The sequence below is a fragment of the Streptomyces changchenzhani genome, from assembly GCF_039766235.1.
In the GTDB taxonomy this organism is placed as follows: domain Bacteria; phylum Actinomycetota; class Actinomycetes; order Streptomycetales; family Streptomycetaceae; genus Streptomyces.
The window spans coordinates 435,894-451,819 of record NZ_JBDHNH010000004.1; the positions used below are offsets into that span (position 1 = coordinate 435,894).

Annotated in this window: 14 protein-coding genes and 5 pseudogenes; 8 read left to right on the top strand and 11 right to left on the bottom strand. The window is 69.0% G+C overall.

From position 1 onward, the window contains the following. Positions 1–322: 322 nt before the first annotated feature. Positions 323–1,774 carry an FAD-dependent monooxygenase gene (locus tag ABCR94_RS16290; RefSeq protein WP_347120007.1) on the bottom strand — a complete coding sequence of 484 codons (1,452 nt, stop codon included), beginning with the start codon at positions 1,772–1,774 and terminating at the stop codon, positions 323–325. A gap of 59 nt (positions 1,775–1,833) precedes the next feature. Here ABCR94_RS16290 and ABCR94_RS16295 point away from each other — a divergent pair, with 59 nt between their 5' ends. The 5 genes and pseudogenes from ABCR94_RS16295 (at position 1,834) to ABCR94_RS16315 (ending at position 5,128) form a co-directional block, all read left to right on the top strand. Continuing rightward, the gene (locus tag ABCR94_RS16295; RefSeq protein ID WP_347120008.1) at positions 1,834–2,439 is read left to right on the top strand and encodes a TetR/AcrR family transcriptional regulator; all 606 of its coding nucleotides are present in this window, start codon (positions 1,834–1,836) and stop codon (positions 2,437–2,439) included. A gap of 522 nt (positions 2,440–2,961) precedes the next feature. Next, the gene (locus tag ABCR94_RS16300; protein ID WP_347120009.1) at positions 2,962–3,234 is read left to right on the top strand and encodes a hypothetical protein; all 273 of its coding nucleotides are present in this window, start codon (positions 2,962–2,964) and stop codon (positions 3,232–3,234) included. A gap of 92 nt (positions 3,235–3,326) precedes the next feature. After that, a pseudogene (locus ABCR94_RS16305) lies at positions 3,327–3,722 on the top strand (LysR substrate-binding domain-containing protein); the annotation flags it as partial. 53 nt (positions 3,723–3,775) lie between these two features. Next, positions 3,776–3,871: pseudogene (locus tag ABCR94_RS39080) on the top strand (TerD family protein); the annotation flags it as partial. Positions 3,872–4,423: 552 nt separating this feature from the next. Then, positions 4,424–5,128 carry a restriction endonuclease gene (locus tag ABCR94_RS16315; protein WP_521977150.1) on the top strand — a complete coding sequence of 235 codons (705 nt, stop codon included), beginning with the start codon at positions 4,424–4,426 and terminating at the stop codon, positions 5,126–5,128. A 389-nt stretch (positions 5,129–5,517) separates the two neighbouring features. Here ABCR94_RS16315 and ABCR94_RS16320 read toward each other — a convergent pair whose 3' ends face one another. Then, positions 5,518–6,087 (bottom strand): rhodanese-like domain-containing protein, encoded by a 570-nt coding sequence (locus ABCR94_RS16320; RefSeq protein ID WP_347120011.1) that lies wholly within the window; start codon positions 6,085–6,087, stop codon positions 5,518–5,520. A 59-nt stretch (positions 6,088–6,146) separates the two neighbouring features. On the opposite strand from ABCR94_RS16320, the pseudogene ABCR94_RS16325 reads away from it, so the two are divergent. From ABCR94_RS16325 to ABCR94_RS39085, 3 genes and pseudogenes are all read left to right on the top strand, one after another. Next, a pseudogene (locus ABCR94_RS16325) lies at positions 6,147–6,382 on the top strand (metal-sensing transcriptional repressor); the annotation flags it as partial. A gap of 196 nt (positions 6,383–6,578) precedes the next feature. Then, a complete protein-coding gene (locus ABCR94_RS16330; RefSeq protein WP_347120012.1) occupies positions 6,579–6,929 on the top strand; it encodes a sortase-dependent protein in 351 nt (116 codons plus the stop codon). Then, positions 6,926–7,351, top strand: a pseudogene (locus ABCR94_RS39085) (sortase domain-containing protein); the annotation flags it as partial. The gene ABCR94_RS16330 and the pseudogene ABCR94_RS39085, both read left to right, overlap by 4 nt. A gap of 319 nt (positions 7,352–7,670) precedes the next feature. On the opposite strand, the pseudogene ABCR94_RS16340 reads toward ABCR94_RS39085, so the two are convergent. The 9 genes and pseudogenes from ABCR94_RS16340 to ABCR94_RS16380 all read right to left on the bottom strand — a co-directional run. After that, positions 7,671–7,766: pseudogene (locus ABCR94_RS16340) on the bottom strand (mycothiol transferase); the annotation flags it as partial. Positions 7,767–7,788: 22 nt separating this feature from the next. Continuing rightward, positions 7,789–8,961 carry a barstar family protein gene (locus ABCR94_RS16345; protein ID WP_347120014.1) on the bottom strand — a complete coding sequence of 391 codons (1,173 nt, stop codon included), beginning with the start codon at positions 8,959–8,961 and terminating at the stop codon, positions 7,789–7,791. Between the two features lie 181 nt (positions 8,962–9,142). Next, positions 9,143–10,252 carry a serine hydrolase domain-containing protein gene (locus tag ABCR94_RS16350; protein WP_347120015.1) on the bottom strand — a complete coding sequence of 370 codons (1,110 nt, stop codon included), beginning with the start codon at positions 10,250–10,252 and terminating at the stop codon, positions 9,143–9,145. Continuing rightward, positions 10,249–11,184, bottom strand: a complete 936-nt coding sequence (locus ABCR94_RS16355; protein WP_347120016.1) for a DUF6895 family protein — start codon at positions 11,182–11,184, stop codon at positions 10,249–10,251. The genes ABCR94_RS16350 and ABCR94_RS16355 overlap by 4 nt, the downstream gene beginning before the upstream one ends. Next, positions 11,181–12,167, bottom strand: a complete 987-nt coding sequence (locus ABCR94_RS16360) for a DUF6895 family protein (RefSeq protein WP_347120017.1) — start codon at positions 12,165–12,167, stop codon at positions 11,181–11,183. The genes ABCR94_RS16355 and ABCR94_RS16360 overlap by 4 nt, the downstream gene beginning before the upstream one ends. Beyond that, a complete protein-coding gene (locus ABCR94_RS16365; protein ID WP_347120018.1) occupies positions 12,164–12,877 on the bottom strand; it encodes a hypothetical protein in 714 nt (237 codons plus the stop codon). The genes ABCR94_RS16360 and ABCR94_RS16365 overlap by 4 nt, the downstream gene beginning before the upstream one ends. Before the next feature lie 8 nt (positions 12,878–12,885). Beyond that, positions 12,886–13,074 (bottom strand): hypothetical protein, encoded by a 189-nt coding sequence (locus ABCR94_RS16370; protein ID WP_347120019.1) that lies wholly within the window; start codon positions 13,072–13,074, stop codon positions 12,886–12,888. A gap of 498 nt (positions 13,075–13,572) precedes the next feature. Next, complete coding sequence (locus ABCR94_RS16375) at positions 13,573–14,679, bottom strand: terpene synthase family protein (protein ID WP_347120020.1); 1,107 nt, start codon at positions 14,677–14,679, stop codon at positions 13,573–13,575. Further along, positions 14,676–15,587: an SAM-dependent methyltransferase gene (locus ABCR94_RS16380; RefSeq protein WP_347120021.1), complete on the bottom strand. Its 912-nt coding sequence runs from the start codon at positions 15,585–15,587 to the stop codon at positions 14,676–14,678. The genes ABCR94_RS16375 and ABCR94_RS16380 overlap by 4 nt, the downstream gene beginning before the upstream one ends. Positions 15,588–15,926: the final 339 nt, after the last annotated feature.

Sequence of the window (15,926 nt, forward strand, 5' to 3'; positions counted from 1 at the left end):
CGACGTAAACAGACCGGCTCGCCGAGGCCGGGGTTGACAACACCGCGGCGGGAGGCGGCGCCGAGGTCCCGCCCCGGATCCGCTGACCGATACGAGTCGGTCGACTGCTTCTCGGGTGCGCATTGCGGCGACGGCGGTGTCCATCCGGACGCGCGCGGGCCGCTGTCCGACGAGGGACTGGGTCCACCCGAATGTGTTGGTACCGAGAGCCAGAGGGAAGACCTCCAGGCCCGACGAACCCAGGACTGACATGGTGCACTCCTTGCGATGATGACGCGCAACACGCAATGAATCGAACGGTGGTTGGGCGTAAGGCTGGTGGTCAGGCCACCGTGTGGTGCTTCAGGTACGCGGCGAGGTCCGGCGTGCCGGACAGGGTGGTGACGTTCTTGAGGTAGTTGTCCGGCCGTACCAGGAACAGAGTCGGGGCGGTGACGTCGTACGCGTCGTGGGCGTGACCGTCGGTGTCGACGAGGGCGCCTGGAGCGGACGGCGCGCCCAGCCGGACGATGTGGTGGATGTGCAGGCCCGGAGTCTCCGCCGGGAGATCGGCATCGGGTGCGTCGAAGACCAGCAGCGTCCATTGCGGACCGCGGAGCAGGTCGAAGACGCGGGTCGGGCCGCACGGCGCGTCGGGTGCCCGGTCGCCCGCGCGCAGCCGGCCCAGTTCCGTGCCCGATTCGTCGGCCAGCGGCCCACCGCGGTAGTTCAGGGACAGCTGGCGCAGCATGGGATCGTCGCGGCGCATCGCGTCCTCGGTATTCTCCCTGTGCGCCTGGTGCAGCCGTGTGCTGATGCCGAGCACGCCGGCCGCGACCGGCAGGCGCTCGGCCTCGTACGTGTCGAGCAGTGTGTCGTCTCCGCCGGCCAGCTTCCACCCCAAGTTGTAGGCGTCCTGGATCCCGGTGTTCATCCCTTGTCCGCCGGCCGGTGAGTGCACATGGGCGGCGTCTCCGGCCAGGAAGACGATGCCGACCCGGTAGCGGTCCACCATTCGTATGTTGGCCCGGAACAGTGAGGTCCATCCGGCATGGGTGAGCGTGATGCCGGGCTGGGTCGCTGCGGAGTTCTCCGCCAGGGGGGCGGTGAGCTGGAAGTCTTCGGTGCTCGGCAGCGGGCACAGCGCGAGGCGCATGGAGTTCGGCCCGGCGCCGGGCCACACGTGCCAGTGGTCGCGGTCCAGGCCGGTCAGACGGACGTCGGCGATCAGCATGCGATCGGTTTCGTACGTGTCGCCGATGAACCCGACCCCGAGCTGCCGCCGGATGATGCTGCGACCGCCGTCCGCCGCGACGAGGTAGCGGGTGGTGACGCTCTCGCCGGTGCTGAGCGTGATGTGTACACCGCTCTCGTCCTGAGTGAAGCCGGTGACCTCGACTCCCAGTTCGACCTGCCCGCCCAGCTCGGCCAGCCGTGCGGCCAGCAGTTCCCCCGTGCGCCACTGCGGCAACATCAGCGTGTTCGGGTACGGCACCGAGGGCGTCGGCGCGTGCAGCTCGTCCATCCGTCGGGTCATCGTGGCGCCGTCCGGCAGGTGGATCAGCAGCTCGGGATAGTCGGCGCCGAACGCCCGGAACTGGTCGAGCACACCCAGGTCCTCAAGGACCTCCTGGGTTCGAGGCTGGATCCCCTTGCCGCGCGAGCCGTAGTAAGGATTCGGCGACTTCTCGACGATCCGGAACGGGACCCCTCGCCGTGTCAGGTCGATGGCCAGGGCGAGCCCGGTCGGCCCGGCACCCGCGATCAGTACGGTGAATGCAGATTCAGTGAACATGAATTCACCATAGAAGTGCTGTTAGCCTGCTGTCAAGACACACATTTCGGAGGTCGGGCATGGCGGTTGGCGTGCGCAAACAGCAGGCGGCGCAGACCGAGGCGGAGCTGAAGGCAGCGGCAGTCCGCGCGTTCGCACGCCTCGGCTACCTGAACACCAAGATCACCGACATCACCGCGGAGGCCGGCCGGGCAGCCGGGTCCTTCTACACCCACTTCGCTAACAAGGAGACCCTGCTGGAGGCTCTACTGGCCGACCTGCTGGCCGAGGGCGACAGAACCGTGGTGACGCCCGGTCATGACGACGACTTCCGCGACCGCGACGCGGTGCGCTGGCATGTAGCCACCTACTGGAGCTTCTACCGGCGATACCGGACCACCGTGGTGGCCCTGCAGCAGGCCGCCACGGTGGACGAGTCGTTCGCGCAGCGCAGCCGGGAGCTGATGGAGCCGGACCTCCGGCACATCGCCGACCACCTGGGGAATCTGAACCTGCCTGGCGATCCGCTCCTGGTGGCCTCGATGTTCACCACGCTGCTGTCGACCTGCGCCGACCTGTGGCTCTCCGGGCGCGGCCCGCAGCTCGGCCGGGTGCTGTCCGACGAGGAGGCGATCGAGACGCTGACCTCGTTCCTCTACGCCGGCATCGGCGCCGGGAAACCGTAATCCCTGAGCCAGGGTCTTTGCCGGGGAGCGGGCGCCGGTGCCGGCCGGGCGCCCCGCACCACCTCGCCCCGCGGTAGCTCATTCACGGTCAGGGCAACACGGCCACAAGCAGTGCGGCCACCACCGTAGCCACCGCCACCATCAGCATGGCCGACCGGGCCCGCCCAGGACCCCGTGGCCAGGCCCGCACCACCTTGGCAACGCCAGAACAACCTCGTACCACGACTGCCTCCGACTCCGTCGCCCGGCTGCCGGAGACAAGGAGTGAGCAGCACCCCGGACAGCCATCGCCCTCACCTTCGAGCCAGTACGCACCTGGCAGCCCGACGAAGACCACCGGTGCGCCGTCGCCCGAACTGTCCATGACCGCCCCAACGACGAACCGGTCGGTCGGTAACGGTCGTTGTGGCGGCATTCAAGGCAAAGACCGGTGTTTCGACAGAGGGGTGTACGACATTCCCTGGGTGTGCCCGAGGCCCGCGGAGTCCCTTCCGCCGCGGCCGTGAGATTCCTTTCTCCGCAGTGGCAGCAACCGCTGCCCAAAAAGGCGCGCCGGATGACGTCAATGGCGGATACGCGGTGCTCAAGAACCCGCCGACAGCGTCCACCGGGTACGACACCACGCGTCAGGACGACTACAACGTCACTCACGCTCAGCGTGCCTGGACACGCCGAGGGGCAGAGAGCATCGTCTCCGTCACCGTGGTCCGCGCCGTCAAGAAGGGCGACACCGGACCGAGCCCCCGGCTCCCTGTGAGTGCCTCGGAACTCACGCTCAAGGTCGCCCAACGCTGAGACCCGCAACCACCAGTTCTGGATCAGGTCAGCCGACGATTTCTCGTCGCCCCTCCAGGAGAGTACGGGCGCTCCGGCAGCGGGTGCGACGGCGACGGGCCGCAACCGGGACGGTGGACCTGCGTGAACTGCGCGACGAGGCCTGGCTCCATAACGCGTACGGCGACCGTCCCACCATGCTCGACGAGGCGTGTGCGCGGGCGGGTTTCACCCCGAGGAAGATCATTCGAATCGCGGAGTGGACCGGGAAGTTCGGCCACGCGGCCGCCGGGCTGGGGGTGGCACTGGTGCCCTCGTTGGCCGCCTGGGCGGTCCCCGAGCAACTCGTCCTGTGCCGCCTCGCCGACCCGGCCCTGCGCCGGACCGTATATGTGGCGCTGCCTGCTGCCCCGCTACCGGCGGCACTGAAACTGATGGATCTGCTGCGCGACGCCGTTGAGTCGGCAAGACGGCCGGCCTCACCCTCAACCTCTCTCGCGCAGGAATAGCCACGGCGAGTGGGAAGCTCGCATCCGCCGACCGGGCGAGGCGCGAGCCCGCGGTCCTGATTCTCGCCGAGCTGTACCGGCGAGGCCCCATCTGGCGTGCGAGGGCGGTGGGCCAGGGATACGACCACGGACTGGCCTCCCTGGCCCGCAGTCAGGACTGCGGCCCGCAGCGTCGCGTTGCCGCGAAACGCGAGGCAAGACTGTCGTACGCCACCGGAGGATCTTCTCGACGCAACGCCCGTTCTGTCGCTTGCACCTCAGAAGCAACACGTGCAGTGATCGCTGCCTGACCCAGTGTCAGTGGCATCTGCTTTGCTGGGGCGTTCAGTGACCAGAGCAAGAGGGGGGAAGCCGACGATGCCTCACATCCAGTCCTATACGAAGGCGGACGGTACCCATGTCCGTGAGCATTCTCGATGGGCAGCGGGAGCGCGCCGCGAGATGGCACTGCTGGCCGTCGCTGCGGTAGCGATCCTCGGTATGGGAAATGGCAAGGTCGACAGTGAGACGGGGAACAGCCAGCCGCCACGATCGCCGAAGACGGCGGCTCAACCGATCACGTTCGGGGACAGCGGTCGAGCGGTGCGGCCCCGTCCGCAGAAGTCGGTGACGTACCCGATCCGCTTTCCCAAGGCGGAGCGGAAGCCGGTGCAGCGGCGTTCCGCTTCGTGCCCGATTCGGTTCGAGACCAGTGGGAGCGGTTGGTGAGCCGCCGTCGGTCGCCGGCGCGGCGCCGCACGTCACGCAGGAGCAGACGGCAGCAGCAGGCTGAGGCGCGGGCCATCACGTATACCGTGGTGACCGGCGTGGCCATCGCCGCGTTCGTTGCAGTGGTCAACTGGATCGGTGACCACCTGTGGGTGTTCCTGATCGCTCTCGTCATCGGTGGAGCCGTGATGGGGCACTGGCTGTATCAGCGCCGGCAGCGGGCGGAGTGGGAGAAGGTCAGGGCTCGCAGCCTGCGGTACGCGATGAGCCAGCTGGACGCGCTGCATCATCGGGAGTTCGAGTACGCGATACGGGACTTGATGAAGCGCGACGGCTGCGCGGATGCGGTGCAGGTGGGTGGGACGGGCGACAACGGAGCGGACGTGAAGGCGACCGACCCGTTCGGGCGTCGCTGGGTGATCCAGTGCAAGCACCGTCGCAACGGCCTTGCCGGATCACCGGTCGGAACTCCGGATCTTCATGTGCTCAACGGCACGGCCCGTCAGCTCCACGGTGCCGACGTCGTGGTCCTGGTGACCAACGGCCGCTTCACCGCCGGCTGTGCGCCACTGGCCACGTCGCAGAGGCTGCACCTGGTCGACCGTGGCCTGCTCGGGGACTGGGCTGCGAGCGGGCGGCCGTTGTGGGATCTGGTCCGGGCGGTTCCGCCACCAGGGCGCCCGACTGCCCTGTCGTGAACCGTCGTCCGCCAGCCAGGTAGACGCGCCGGCCCCGTTTCGCTTGGCGGCGGTCCACCGGGCGGGCGGCGGGCCGAATTGGCGCTCGCGGTCCGCGATGTATCTGCTGCGGTCCCGGCGGAGGTGGTCAAACGGCTGCTCCCCTCGGCAGGAGCCCCCTACGTCCTGGCCTTCGGTCTCGGCACCTGCACTATCTGCGGAGGCCTCCGCAGCGGACAGCCTCGCCGGCGCGTCCTTGCTGAGCGATCTTGCCGCCCGCATCCCAACGAGCCCTCGAAGCCACCACTGGGCTGAACAATCACGGCAGGCATCCCCGGGTCTTCCGATCCTGCGAGCGACCGGAACCAACCCACCAACTACGTAAGGAACAGCCGGAACCTGACGAAGTACTACAAGTTCTGCAGGGCCAGCAGGGTCGTGTGGAGGTCGTCATGGCGGGGCTGGTTGTGGGGGAGTTTGGCCAGGACGGCTGCCATGCCGCAGGTGTTGGTGGCGGCGGAGAAGATCAGGCCGCCGCCGATGGCGGCGGAGAGCCAGCGGGCGGGCTTGTAGCGGGTGCCGGCGGCGAGCCCGAGGACGACGAGGGAGCCGGCGGCGAGGCGGACCTGGCGCTCCATCGGCCACACCGTGCGCGCACCTTCGGGCTGGGCCAGGTGGTGCCCTTGCTGGGCCCAGGCGGTGGTGCCGCCGGTGAGGGTGGCGGCGGGGATGTCGGCGGCGGCGAGCTGCCGGCAGGCGGTGGCGGAGCGATTGCCCGATGCGCAGACCACGAGGAGGTCGCCGGAGACGGCTGCGGCCTTGAGCGCGGGCAGCGCGGTGTGAAGGCGGTCGAGGGGGATGTTGTGGGCGCCGGGGACGTGGCCGGCGGCGTATTCGCCGGGGCCACGGACGTCGATGACGGTGTACCGCTCCAGCCGGGTGGCGGCCTGGGCGGGAACGACGGCGGTGGGGGTGCTCATGAGGGGGGTGATGTCCTCTCGCGGGGCAGGCGTGGTTCGTCCCGTCCCACCGTACGTCGGTGCTCAACCGGCTGCGCCGCTCGCAGGGGCGGATTGCCGGGATCATCAAGGTGATCAGGGAGGGCCGGGACAGTGAGGACGTCATCACGCAGCCGACCGCTGTCCCGCGCGTACCCGACCGGGCCGGTTTCGTGATCGCCGCGACCGGGCTGCAGCACCGCATGACCGAAGGGGGCATGTGCCGCGGGACCGAGCCCTGATGCGGGCCCGGCTGGAGAAGCTGTTCCTCTCCCTGGTCCGAGGAGCGGTGGCCGGCTTGCTTGTCCGGCAGCTGCGCCGGGCCGCTGTGCTCTTCCTGCGCGTGAGGCGGCAGCTCCTGACGCCTTTGCCATCTCTTTGCAACGCGTTCTGTTGCTGCGTCGTCTCTGTTCTCGATCAATAACTCACCCGCTGCGTCATCGGGCGGGCGAACCGACGAAAGAGAGCGATTCATGCGCCGAACTGTCCTCAGCGCCATGGCACTCGCGTGCACCGCCGTGCTGGCGAGCACGGTGCCCGCGTTCGCCGACGGGAAAACGCCGTCCCCGGCCCCTACTGCCGCGCCCCCGAGCGTCGCACCGTCCGAGAGGACCGCACCGACCCCGAGCGCCGCACCGCCCCGGGTAACGGTCCCGAGGGAGGTCGCCGTCGTACCGAAGGGAGCGCCGGACACCGGTGTTACACCGGTGTCCGCGCAGTCCGGAGCCGAGGGCGGGCTGATCGGCGGGGGTGCTGTCGCGGTGTTCGCCGCCGGCGGTGCGACGGTCCTTCTCGTACGTCGCCGGCGGGCGAACGGGGCATGACCTTGCCCTCCAGGCGCGCGTTCGCCACCGCGGCGATGGCCTCGTTGCTCGTGGGCTGCGGCGGTCACCGGACCGGCCGGGCCACGGCCGAACGCCCTCGGGGCACCCCGTCGTCCACACGGCCCCCCGCGAAGGCGGCGCATGCTCTGGGGCGTTCGGTCCCGGTCAGGTTGCAGGTGCCGGCCATAGAGGTCGACACCCCGCTGATGCGGCTGGGGCTGGCCCCGGACGGCACGGTGCAGGTGCCCCCGATCGCGGCGGACGACCGGGCGGGCTGGTACCGGCACTCGCCGACGCCGGGCCAGATCGGCCCGTCGGTGATCCTCGGCCATGTCACGGTCGGCGCTTACGGCGACGGGGTCTTCCGGGACCTCGCGCGGTTGCGGCGGGGCGAGCGGATCGTGGCGCGCCTGGAGAACGGCAAGCTGCCGCTGCACCTGGCGACACCCGGCGCACCCGTGTCCCCGACGGTCCCCCTCGCCCCGCCACCGGCGAGCAGTCCTTGGACTGCGCCCACCCCGTCGGCGTCACCGGAACCCGTCAACCCCCGCCCCAGCGAGAGGCCCCGGAGCGAAGGACCGGCTACCCCGGGCAACCCGGCCGTCTCCACCCGCACCGTGCCGGCGACGCCACCGACCCCGCAGTCCGTCGAGCCGCCGGTTCGGCCAGGAGCCGACGCCGGCGCCGAGGGCGGCACCCGCCCGTAGGCCCGGTGATGAGGGTGAGGTCCGCGGCAAAAGCTCAGTCCCCCGTTGCCCCGTCGGCGCGCTCCCGCAGGAGGTCGGCGTGGCCGTTGGGGCGGGCGTACTCCTGGACCATCAGCATGTAGACCCGGCGCCTTTGGCCACGGCATCGACAGTCAGGCCAGGAGGACTTCGATCTCACGCCCGGCGAAGAAGCCGAGGATCTCCTTGAAGGAAGGGGACCTGGCGTACAGGAGGGGGGTTCGGCCGAGGCACGTGCGGGCGATGTGGTGGTCGTGCCAGACCAGGGTGAACGGCCTCTGGACCGCGTGGGCTTGTTCGAGGTGGTATGCGATGGTGTCGAAACTTGTGCCGAAGTACCCGCCCGGTCCGTTCATGGCCTCGCCGAGGGCAAGGCAGAAGCCGATCACGTCGGTGGTGTGCCTGCCGTCGAGGTGGTACGTGGCGCCCGGGGGTGCGTCGGGCGTGCGGCGGGCCGACAGATTGCGCTCCGTGGCTCTGGACCACGCGGCGCGGCCGGTCGAGTCCAGTGCGGCCCAGAGATTGGGTTCGCTCGGCGGCCCTGCCGACCAGAGCTCGTGGGCCTTGCGCGCTCCTGCGGTGCGGAAGTCGTCGCAGGAGATGTCCAGCGTGAGGTCGACCCGGCCGGCTCCGGGAGTGGAATAGGACCACGACTCGACGTGCAGGAAGATCCAGTGCTCGTCGATGGTGCGGCCGGTGCGGTCGAGCGGGCCCAGATAGACCCCGCCCAGGTCGAACTGGTCTTCACCCTGTTCCAGTGCGGCAAGCAGCCGTCCGCTCGGCTCGCACCCCCGCAGTCGTAGCGGTATCGGGTCGGGCTCAGGCTGCTTGTGGACCAGTGCCACCTGCTTGCACGACCCCCAGGACTCTTCGTCCCTGCCGTACAGATGGAAGCCCTGGGTGAGCGGCGGCACTTCGGGAACCTCCGGCTGCTCGTCCACCCCAGCCGCCCAATGGTCCAGGCTTCCCTCGACGGTGATGTCGACCAGGGTCGGGTCTGCGAAGCTGGGGCGGACGCTCAGTACCCGCGCGTTCCCCAAACACCACACGTCCCAGAGGGGTTCGACGGGTTCCCCGTTGTGGGCCAGGGCGTGCACGGTCAGCAGCCCGAGCGGCGCGGTGCCGTCCTTCTGCGCCTGGGCCGCTGCGCGCGCCAGTTCTCCTTCAGGGGCGCAGTCGCGGAGTTCGTAGTGGTCGCGTACGGGGGGCGGCAGGTCCACGTAGTACGCCTCCGCCTCGGCGCACAGGGCCAGCGTCTCCTCGGGCTCGTCCCCGTTCTCGCTCTCGCCGGTTATCCGGAACGGCACTTGTGGCTTCACCTCGTTGCGAAGGGTGTGTCCGTCGGGGGAAGCGATGTGCCGAACGGCATCGGCGGGACCGGCATCAGTTTGAAGTCGGCGATTCCCCCAGGGAATTCGGTGATGGTAATGCGTAATGCACGGAGCACACACGGTTCCGCACCCGCACCCGCCACCGGATCTCGTCGGCCTACTTCGCCGGCGCGGCCTCTTGGGCGAGGAGGTTGTAGGCGGTGGAGGTGAAGGTGTCGGCCCGGCGGAAGCGGCGGGTGGCGAACGCGGCGAGTGCCGTGTTGGTGTGGGGGTGAAAGCCGAGGAAGGCTTGCTGGCCGCTGGTGGCGCCACTGTGGAAGTACATGTGCCCGTCAGAAGTGGGGTGGCGGAACCACGTCAGGGTGTGGGTGTGGCGGTGGCTGAGGCCACGGCGCAGGACGGGCTCGCGTACTGCGTTCAACGCTTGTGCCAAGGGGTGGTTGTCGGGTCGGAGGTGGGCTTCGAGATAGGTGAGCAGGTCGTGAGGGGTGGCGCGTACGGTGCCTGCCGCCAGGAAGCCGGGGATGAGCAGGGGTGGGGTGGGGGTGATGCCGTCGACGCGGTGACCTGTGGCGTCGAGGCCGTCGGGGGTGGGTTGCAGTGTGACGTCCGTCAGGTCGAGGGGGTGCAGGACCAGGGAGGTGAGCAGGGTCTCCCAGGGGGTGGCCGTTGCTGCGGCGAGGGCGTGTCCGAGCGTGGCGACACCGAAGTTGGAGTATCGCCAGCGGTGGCCGGGGCGGTGGCGGGGGCGGGCCCGCAAGAACGCGGTGATGGCCTGGTCGCGCGAATAGTGGGCGTAGGGACTGGTGGACCAGCGGGGGAGTGCCTGGAGGTAGAAGTCGGCCGGCAGGGGAGGCAATCCGGAGGTGTGGGTGATGAGGTGCGCCAGAGTGATGGGGTGTTCCGTGGCCGCGCGGGCGGGCTCCAGGCAGGAGATCGCGTTCTCCCCGCCGGTGAGGCGACCGCTCTGGACGAGGTGGGCCAGCAGCAGTCCGGTGAAGGTTTTGGAGGCCGAGCCGAGTTCGTAACGCATCTGGTCGCGGGGCAGAGGCGGGGGTGTGCCGGTGCCACCGCTGTGGACGAGCCGATGGCCGTTTCGGGAGAGGGCGAAGACAACATCGGGGGCGTCCACGGCGGCCACTGCGGTGAACAGCTTCGCGGCGAGTTCCTCGGGGTCCGTATCGAGGCCTGTTGCCGGGACGCTGCTCGGTGTGGGGCCGGGCAGCGCGGTGGTGCGCGGAGTGGGCCAAGGGGCGGGAGAGGTCATGCCTGTGTCTGTGTCTGCGCCTGGGAGGACAGCCGGGTCAACGTGCGTGAGGTCGCCAGTACGGAGGCGAAGGCCGCGACAAGTGTGGGGTGGTAGACGAGGTCGAAGATGTCCTGAGGGTCGCCTTGAGGCATTTCGAGCATGGCGGGCATGGCTCCGTCGGTTTGCTGGGCGGCGGCGAATCCTTCCCAGACGCGTTCGTCGAGGGTCGGTTGCGGCATGCACGCGTCGACGACCAGCAGTTCGCCCAGCAGGTCCCAGCGCCCCAGGTCCAGCCAGTCGTCCAGCCAGACCGGTAGCCACAGGGCGAGGTAGTCGGCGATCGGACGGGGCAGACCCTGCGCGTTTTCCCCCCAGTTGGTGAGGTGGAAGACGGTGTGGGTGATGTCGTAGCCGATACGGGCCCCGACCGTCCACGGTTCGGGGGCGTGGGCCAGCCAGGTCCGGGCGGTGGCGTCCTCGATCGATGTGCGCGGCTCCAGGCCGAAGCGGCTCTCGAAGGCGGACAGCCCAAGGCGGCGTACCGCTGTTGTCTCCAGCGTCGCCGAGCTGATCAGGCGGTGGTGGAGTGCGGCGGCCCGTTCCACGTCGGGGTGGGTGTAGCCGAGTTCCCTGAACGGCAGATACACCTCGAAGGGGATGGGAGAGGTCGGTTCGGTGCGGTGGCCGCGCATCAGCATGTTCCCGCCGTCCAGGACCTCCCGCCAGGAGTGGTCGATCAGTTGGCGTGCGAGGGCGGTCTGCCGGGACCCGGACACCCCCTCGCGGAACAGGACCGCGCAGATCAGTGCCAGTTCCCCGACCGGTTTGAAGCGGTCCAGGAAACCGACCTCGGGGTCGACATCCAGCTCCAGGCGAAACCCGTCACGGTGGGCATGCAGCCACTCGATGGCACCGGCACCCACGGCGTGCACAAGCCGCGTACTGGTCATGTCGCAACTCCCTGGCCGCGGGCTTCTTCCCAACTCGGCCGACCGCCGCCGACTGGATCGTGCGTGTTCTCCATGGAGGTGCGGGCGCTGGTGAGAGCGCCGGCGAACAGGGCCATCAGCGTCGAGTGGTAGCAGTGTGTGAAGTCCTGGGACACGGCCCGGCCGAGTGGCCCGGGGCCCACCTCGGGCAGGGCGCCGTCCGTCTGCGCTGCGGCGATGGTCTCCCAGGCGGTGTTCGCGTCCGGTTGGGAGAGTTGCGAGAAGGGACGCGGCAGGCTGGCGGCCACTGCCAGAAGTTCACAGCTCAAGTCCCACTGGTCGTCCTCCAGGCAGGTGGCCAGCCAGGCAGGCAGCCACAGCTCCAGGTAGTCGGCGAGATGCGGCGGGATGCCCCGCGCATCGTGGCCCCAGTCGGTGAGGTGAAAGACGGTGTGCGTCAGCGTGTACCCCACCTCCCGGTCGAACACCCAGGGCTCGGCGAGACTGGCGAGCCAGGTACGCCCCAGCGCGGCCGCCACCGCGTCATGCTGCGCCAGCCCGGCCCGACGCTCGCTGTTGAGCACACCGAGCTTGCGCGTGGGAACCTGCTCCCAGGCCCGCCACCCGCGAGTAGCGGCTGTCAGAGCTGTGGCCTGCTCGAATCCGGCGTGCCGCAGGCCCCCCGACGCGAAGGCCGCGTAGATCTCCAGGGGGTAGGTCGCGAACGGCTCCAGGCGCTGCAACTCGTGCAGTACGGCGCCCTGTTCGGTCTCCTGCCACGCGAAGGCCAGCAGCCTGGCCGCACTCTCATGGAGCACGGTGCCCGCCAGGGTGTGATGCAGCACCGGTACGCACACCTGGGCCAGCTCACCCAGCGGCTTCCACGTCCGGTTCACATTCCCGTCCGCTGCCAGGGCGTCCTGGCCCAGACGAAAGCCTTCGCGGTGCTCCCAGAGCCAGGTCACCGCCGCCTCGGCCACGCCCCGGGAGACCACGGACGTCACTGTGCTGCTCCCGATCGCAGCATCCGGGCCGCCTGCACCTGCAACGCGACCCGGGTATCGGGAGCGCCCATTTGGGCGACGAACTCCAGGCCCGTATCCAGCCCCAGGGACGGAGGAACGCCGTCGAGCAGTGCCAGCCATCGTCCGGCTCCGGCAGCCTGCAGCCAGTCCCGGCGGCGTACCGCCCTGACGAATCCGCGGGCCACATCGACCGGCCGGCTCGCGGCCAGGAGACTTACCCCGCAGGCGGCACCGGGTACGGCCAGCGCGCTGAGTACGGCCAGCTGATGCGTCAGCGCCTGCCAGGACGTGCCGTGGAGCCATTGAGTGTCCGGCTCCGGCGCGCCGGTTGTGAGCGCAGGGGAGGGGGAGCGCGATCGCCTGACCGCGCGGTCCATGGCCCAGTGGCTCCACAGCGCCGCCGGTGCTGCGGCGGACGGGGTATGGACAAGCAGGGATCTGTCCATCAGAGCCAGTCCGGCTTCATCGGCTTCATCGACCGGTTTGTGGGGAGAGAGTGCGGCTGGCAGCAGGGCGTCGGCGCCCAGGACACGCAGCGCTGCCAGCGTGAGCCTCTCGTCGTGCCCCGGGTTGTCGGCCCGGGGCAGTGCGAAGCGGTGGTCGCCGCCCTGCAGGGCGGCGACCACCTCCGAAGCGAGTTCCTGCACCGCACCCGTCAGGCGGGTGGAGGTGTCAGACTGCTCCTGCATCGTGATGGTCAGACCTTCTTGGGCCGCGGGGCCGGCGGCGATAGCAGAAGGCCGCCGGCGCCTGCGATGAGGGCCAGGGCCAGGCTCTCGCGGGTATCGCGGTAGACACCCTCGGTCTCTCCGGGATCGAGTGCCGCCTCGACCTCGATGTCCAGGGCCTCAGTGAGGCCCTGGAGGGTGGAATCAGTGGAAGACATGCCACCATCTCCTTCTGGAAAGCGCTGCGGTGCCGCATGCGCTGTTGGTGGGAATGCAAGCCGTGCACAACCGCGCAGCCTCACTGCTCAGGTTTTCTGGAGAACGTGAGCGGGCGATACTCCGCCAGGTCGTGCGCGCTAGTCACCATGTACCCCAAAAGTTTCAAAGCGAATCATTGCGACAAAAGCGTACAAAACTTCAACTAGCGTCAGCGCAAAGGAAACCCGCGTCGCACTGTGAGTGCGACTTGCGAAACGAGCGGCCGCCAACCAAGTGTCTGGCCGGCGATCCGGCCCTCACCCCCATGGGGTATGTGGTGCCCCTGGGCGGGTGGGGGCAGGTGTTGGGGCGCATGTCATGTACGCGTTATCCGGGCCATCGTGAAGGGGCCGGTCGGGTCACGCGGACGGCGCCGGATTCACCCACTGGGCGCAAGCGGGCTGTGGTTCGCCCAGCGCTGTCCGGCGCGCTGTCGCCGCCCGGTCGCTCTCTCTGTGCTACTCGGCCGCGGACGCGTCGAGTTGGGTCCACCACCACGCGATGGAGGGGATGGGGGGTGCGGCAGTGCTGGGGTCGCTGGGGTGGTCGGTGATGGTGATGTCGTATCTGGCTCCCACGACGGGAAGGGGATGCCGATTGCGCGGGCTCGCGTAGCGGGGTGCGGCGGACATCCAGCGGATGCAGCCCGCGATGTACTGGCCCAGGGCGTCGAGGTAACGCTGGAGGGGTTCGTCGGCGTCACGGCCCACTTGCTCGCGCAGCGTGGTGAAGAGTGTCATGGCGCGATCGCGTAGGGCCACGGCGGGCCTCAGGGCCTCTCGGGGGGTGCTGCCGGTGTGGTGGGCGATGACGTTGACGAGGTTCTGGGCGCAGGGATTGTGGTGGTCGTCCTGGGCGTAGGAGAACAGATCGTTGTCACAGCCGACGATGAAGCCCGCGGAGTCCGTCAGCGCGCGGACCGGCGCCGCATGCTGGGCGGCCGGTGGGACGTGGATGTCGTTGGCTACTTCACTGAAGGCGAGTGAGAAGAAAGTGCCATTGACGGACATCCGCACCGCTGCGAAGTCGTTGAGCGTAGGCATCACGCGTTGCTCGGTGTTACGGGTCTGCCAGCAGGCCCCCATGAGCCAGTCGCGCGTTCCGTTGCACAGCCGGTGCATCTGGTACGGGGTGAGCGTCGCCCGGGTGTCCTGTGCGAGGTCGATGAGCGCGGCACTGGCGGAGCCCGGTCCCAGCAGGGTGGAGTCGGCGCACTCCAGAGTCCGCAGTACCCGGACGCTGTGGTCCACGACTTGTGAGGTGCGGCCGGCTTCAACCGCCGAATCGTGCCAGTCGTCGAGTGACCAGGCCCAGTAATTCCACTTGAGGAACAGCAGGAGCGTCTCCGCGCTACCGCGGGGCATCATGCGTCCGACGAAATCCGCATTGTGGATGGCCCGGGCCCAGGACCGTTCCGTGTTGTTCGGGTACAGCCCGAAGGAGTCGGCCCAGGCAAAGGCCTGCTCGTCCAGGACATCCACCAGAGGATGGCGCCCGAAGTCATCGAGCGGGCAGTAAAAAGACGGCAGGTCCCAGCCGATCGCAGGCGGCCGGACGGCTGTCATGGGTGCGCCTTCAGCCGGAAGAGCAGCAGGCGGGTCTCCAGGGCGTGATCGCGCCAGATACGGAACAGCTTGCCGTGGGTGAGAGCCGATTCCTGCAGGCGTTCTCGGGGAATGGGAGAGGCTCGCCTCGTTTGTTCCATCGTGTCGAGCTCGGCGGTCGTCCAGGCCAGGGACTGCATCCAGAATTCGGCGACCCGGTCGGTGACGTCCTCGTCCCGCTCAAGGCTGAATCCCGCAGCTTCGGCGGCGGAGATGTACTCGCCGAGTGCGCCGAGGCGGGTCTTGTAGTAGCCGTCGATGAACTCCGCCCATTCGGGACGGCAAATGAAGTGCTCCTGAATGCCGAACCAGCCGCCGGGCTTAAGGGACTTGGCCACGGTTTTGAAGAGCCGCCCACGATCCATATATCCGGAACTCTCGTTCGCGTACGCCGCGTCGTAGAGGCGGTCGGGCACGTAGCCGTGTATGTCGACGTGCAGCGGAGTGACTTGATTGCTCACGCCGGCCCGGTGTGTAAATTCCTCGATGAGAGGGATGTGTGCGGCGGCGACGGTGATTGCGGTGACGCTCGCGCCGTGTTCCTGTGCCCAGTAGATGGCGCCGCCGCCCAGTCCGCATCCGATGTCGAGGAGCGATGCCGGCGGCGCGGCGTACACGTCCCAGGTCTTTGCCGAGTAACTGAGCGCGGCTTCCTGGGAGATGAGAATCCGATCCTTGAGCACACGCTGAGGGACCGCGGAGTCCGGGAAGGTACCAACAGGGAAGAGCCCGACGTGAAAGTGGACGCGTGGACCCGGACCGTACTTGTGGAGAATCGCTGCGGTCTTCTGCGTGTAGTAGTGCGGTATCTGAGCAGTGGGGAGCGATGAACGAGCGGCGGTGGCCGTAGGGCGCGGCAGGGTATTCATCAGGGTTCTCCTGTGCTCTGCAGCGTGAGGGAGGGGTGCCGGTTCAGAGGCCGTGGAGGTGGGGAGAGCGCGTGCAGGAGTGCGGCGGCGCTGGATGTTCCGGAGGAGATGGCGAGGCCTCCGCGCATGCGGCCGCCCACGAGATGAGGACCTCGGGGGCAATCGCCCGGGACGGTGCCTTCAGACGGAAAGTGCCGTGCTGACAGTGGGACGCGGCCGCGTGCTCAGTCGCTGCGCCGGACCGGCCACGCCCCAGGACGGAGCAGGGGAGCCGGCATCAGGTGTACTTCGCTGCCGCCGGGCGTGGGTACGTACCCGGTCGGCGTTCGCGGCTGGCCC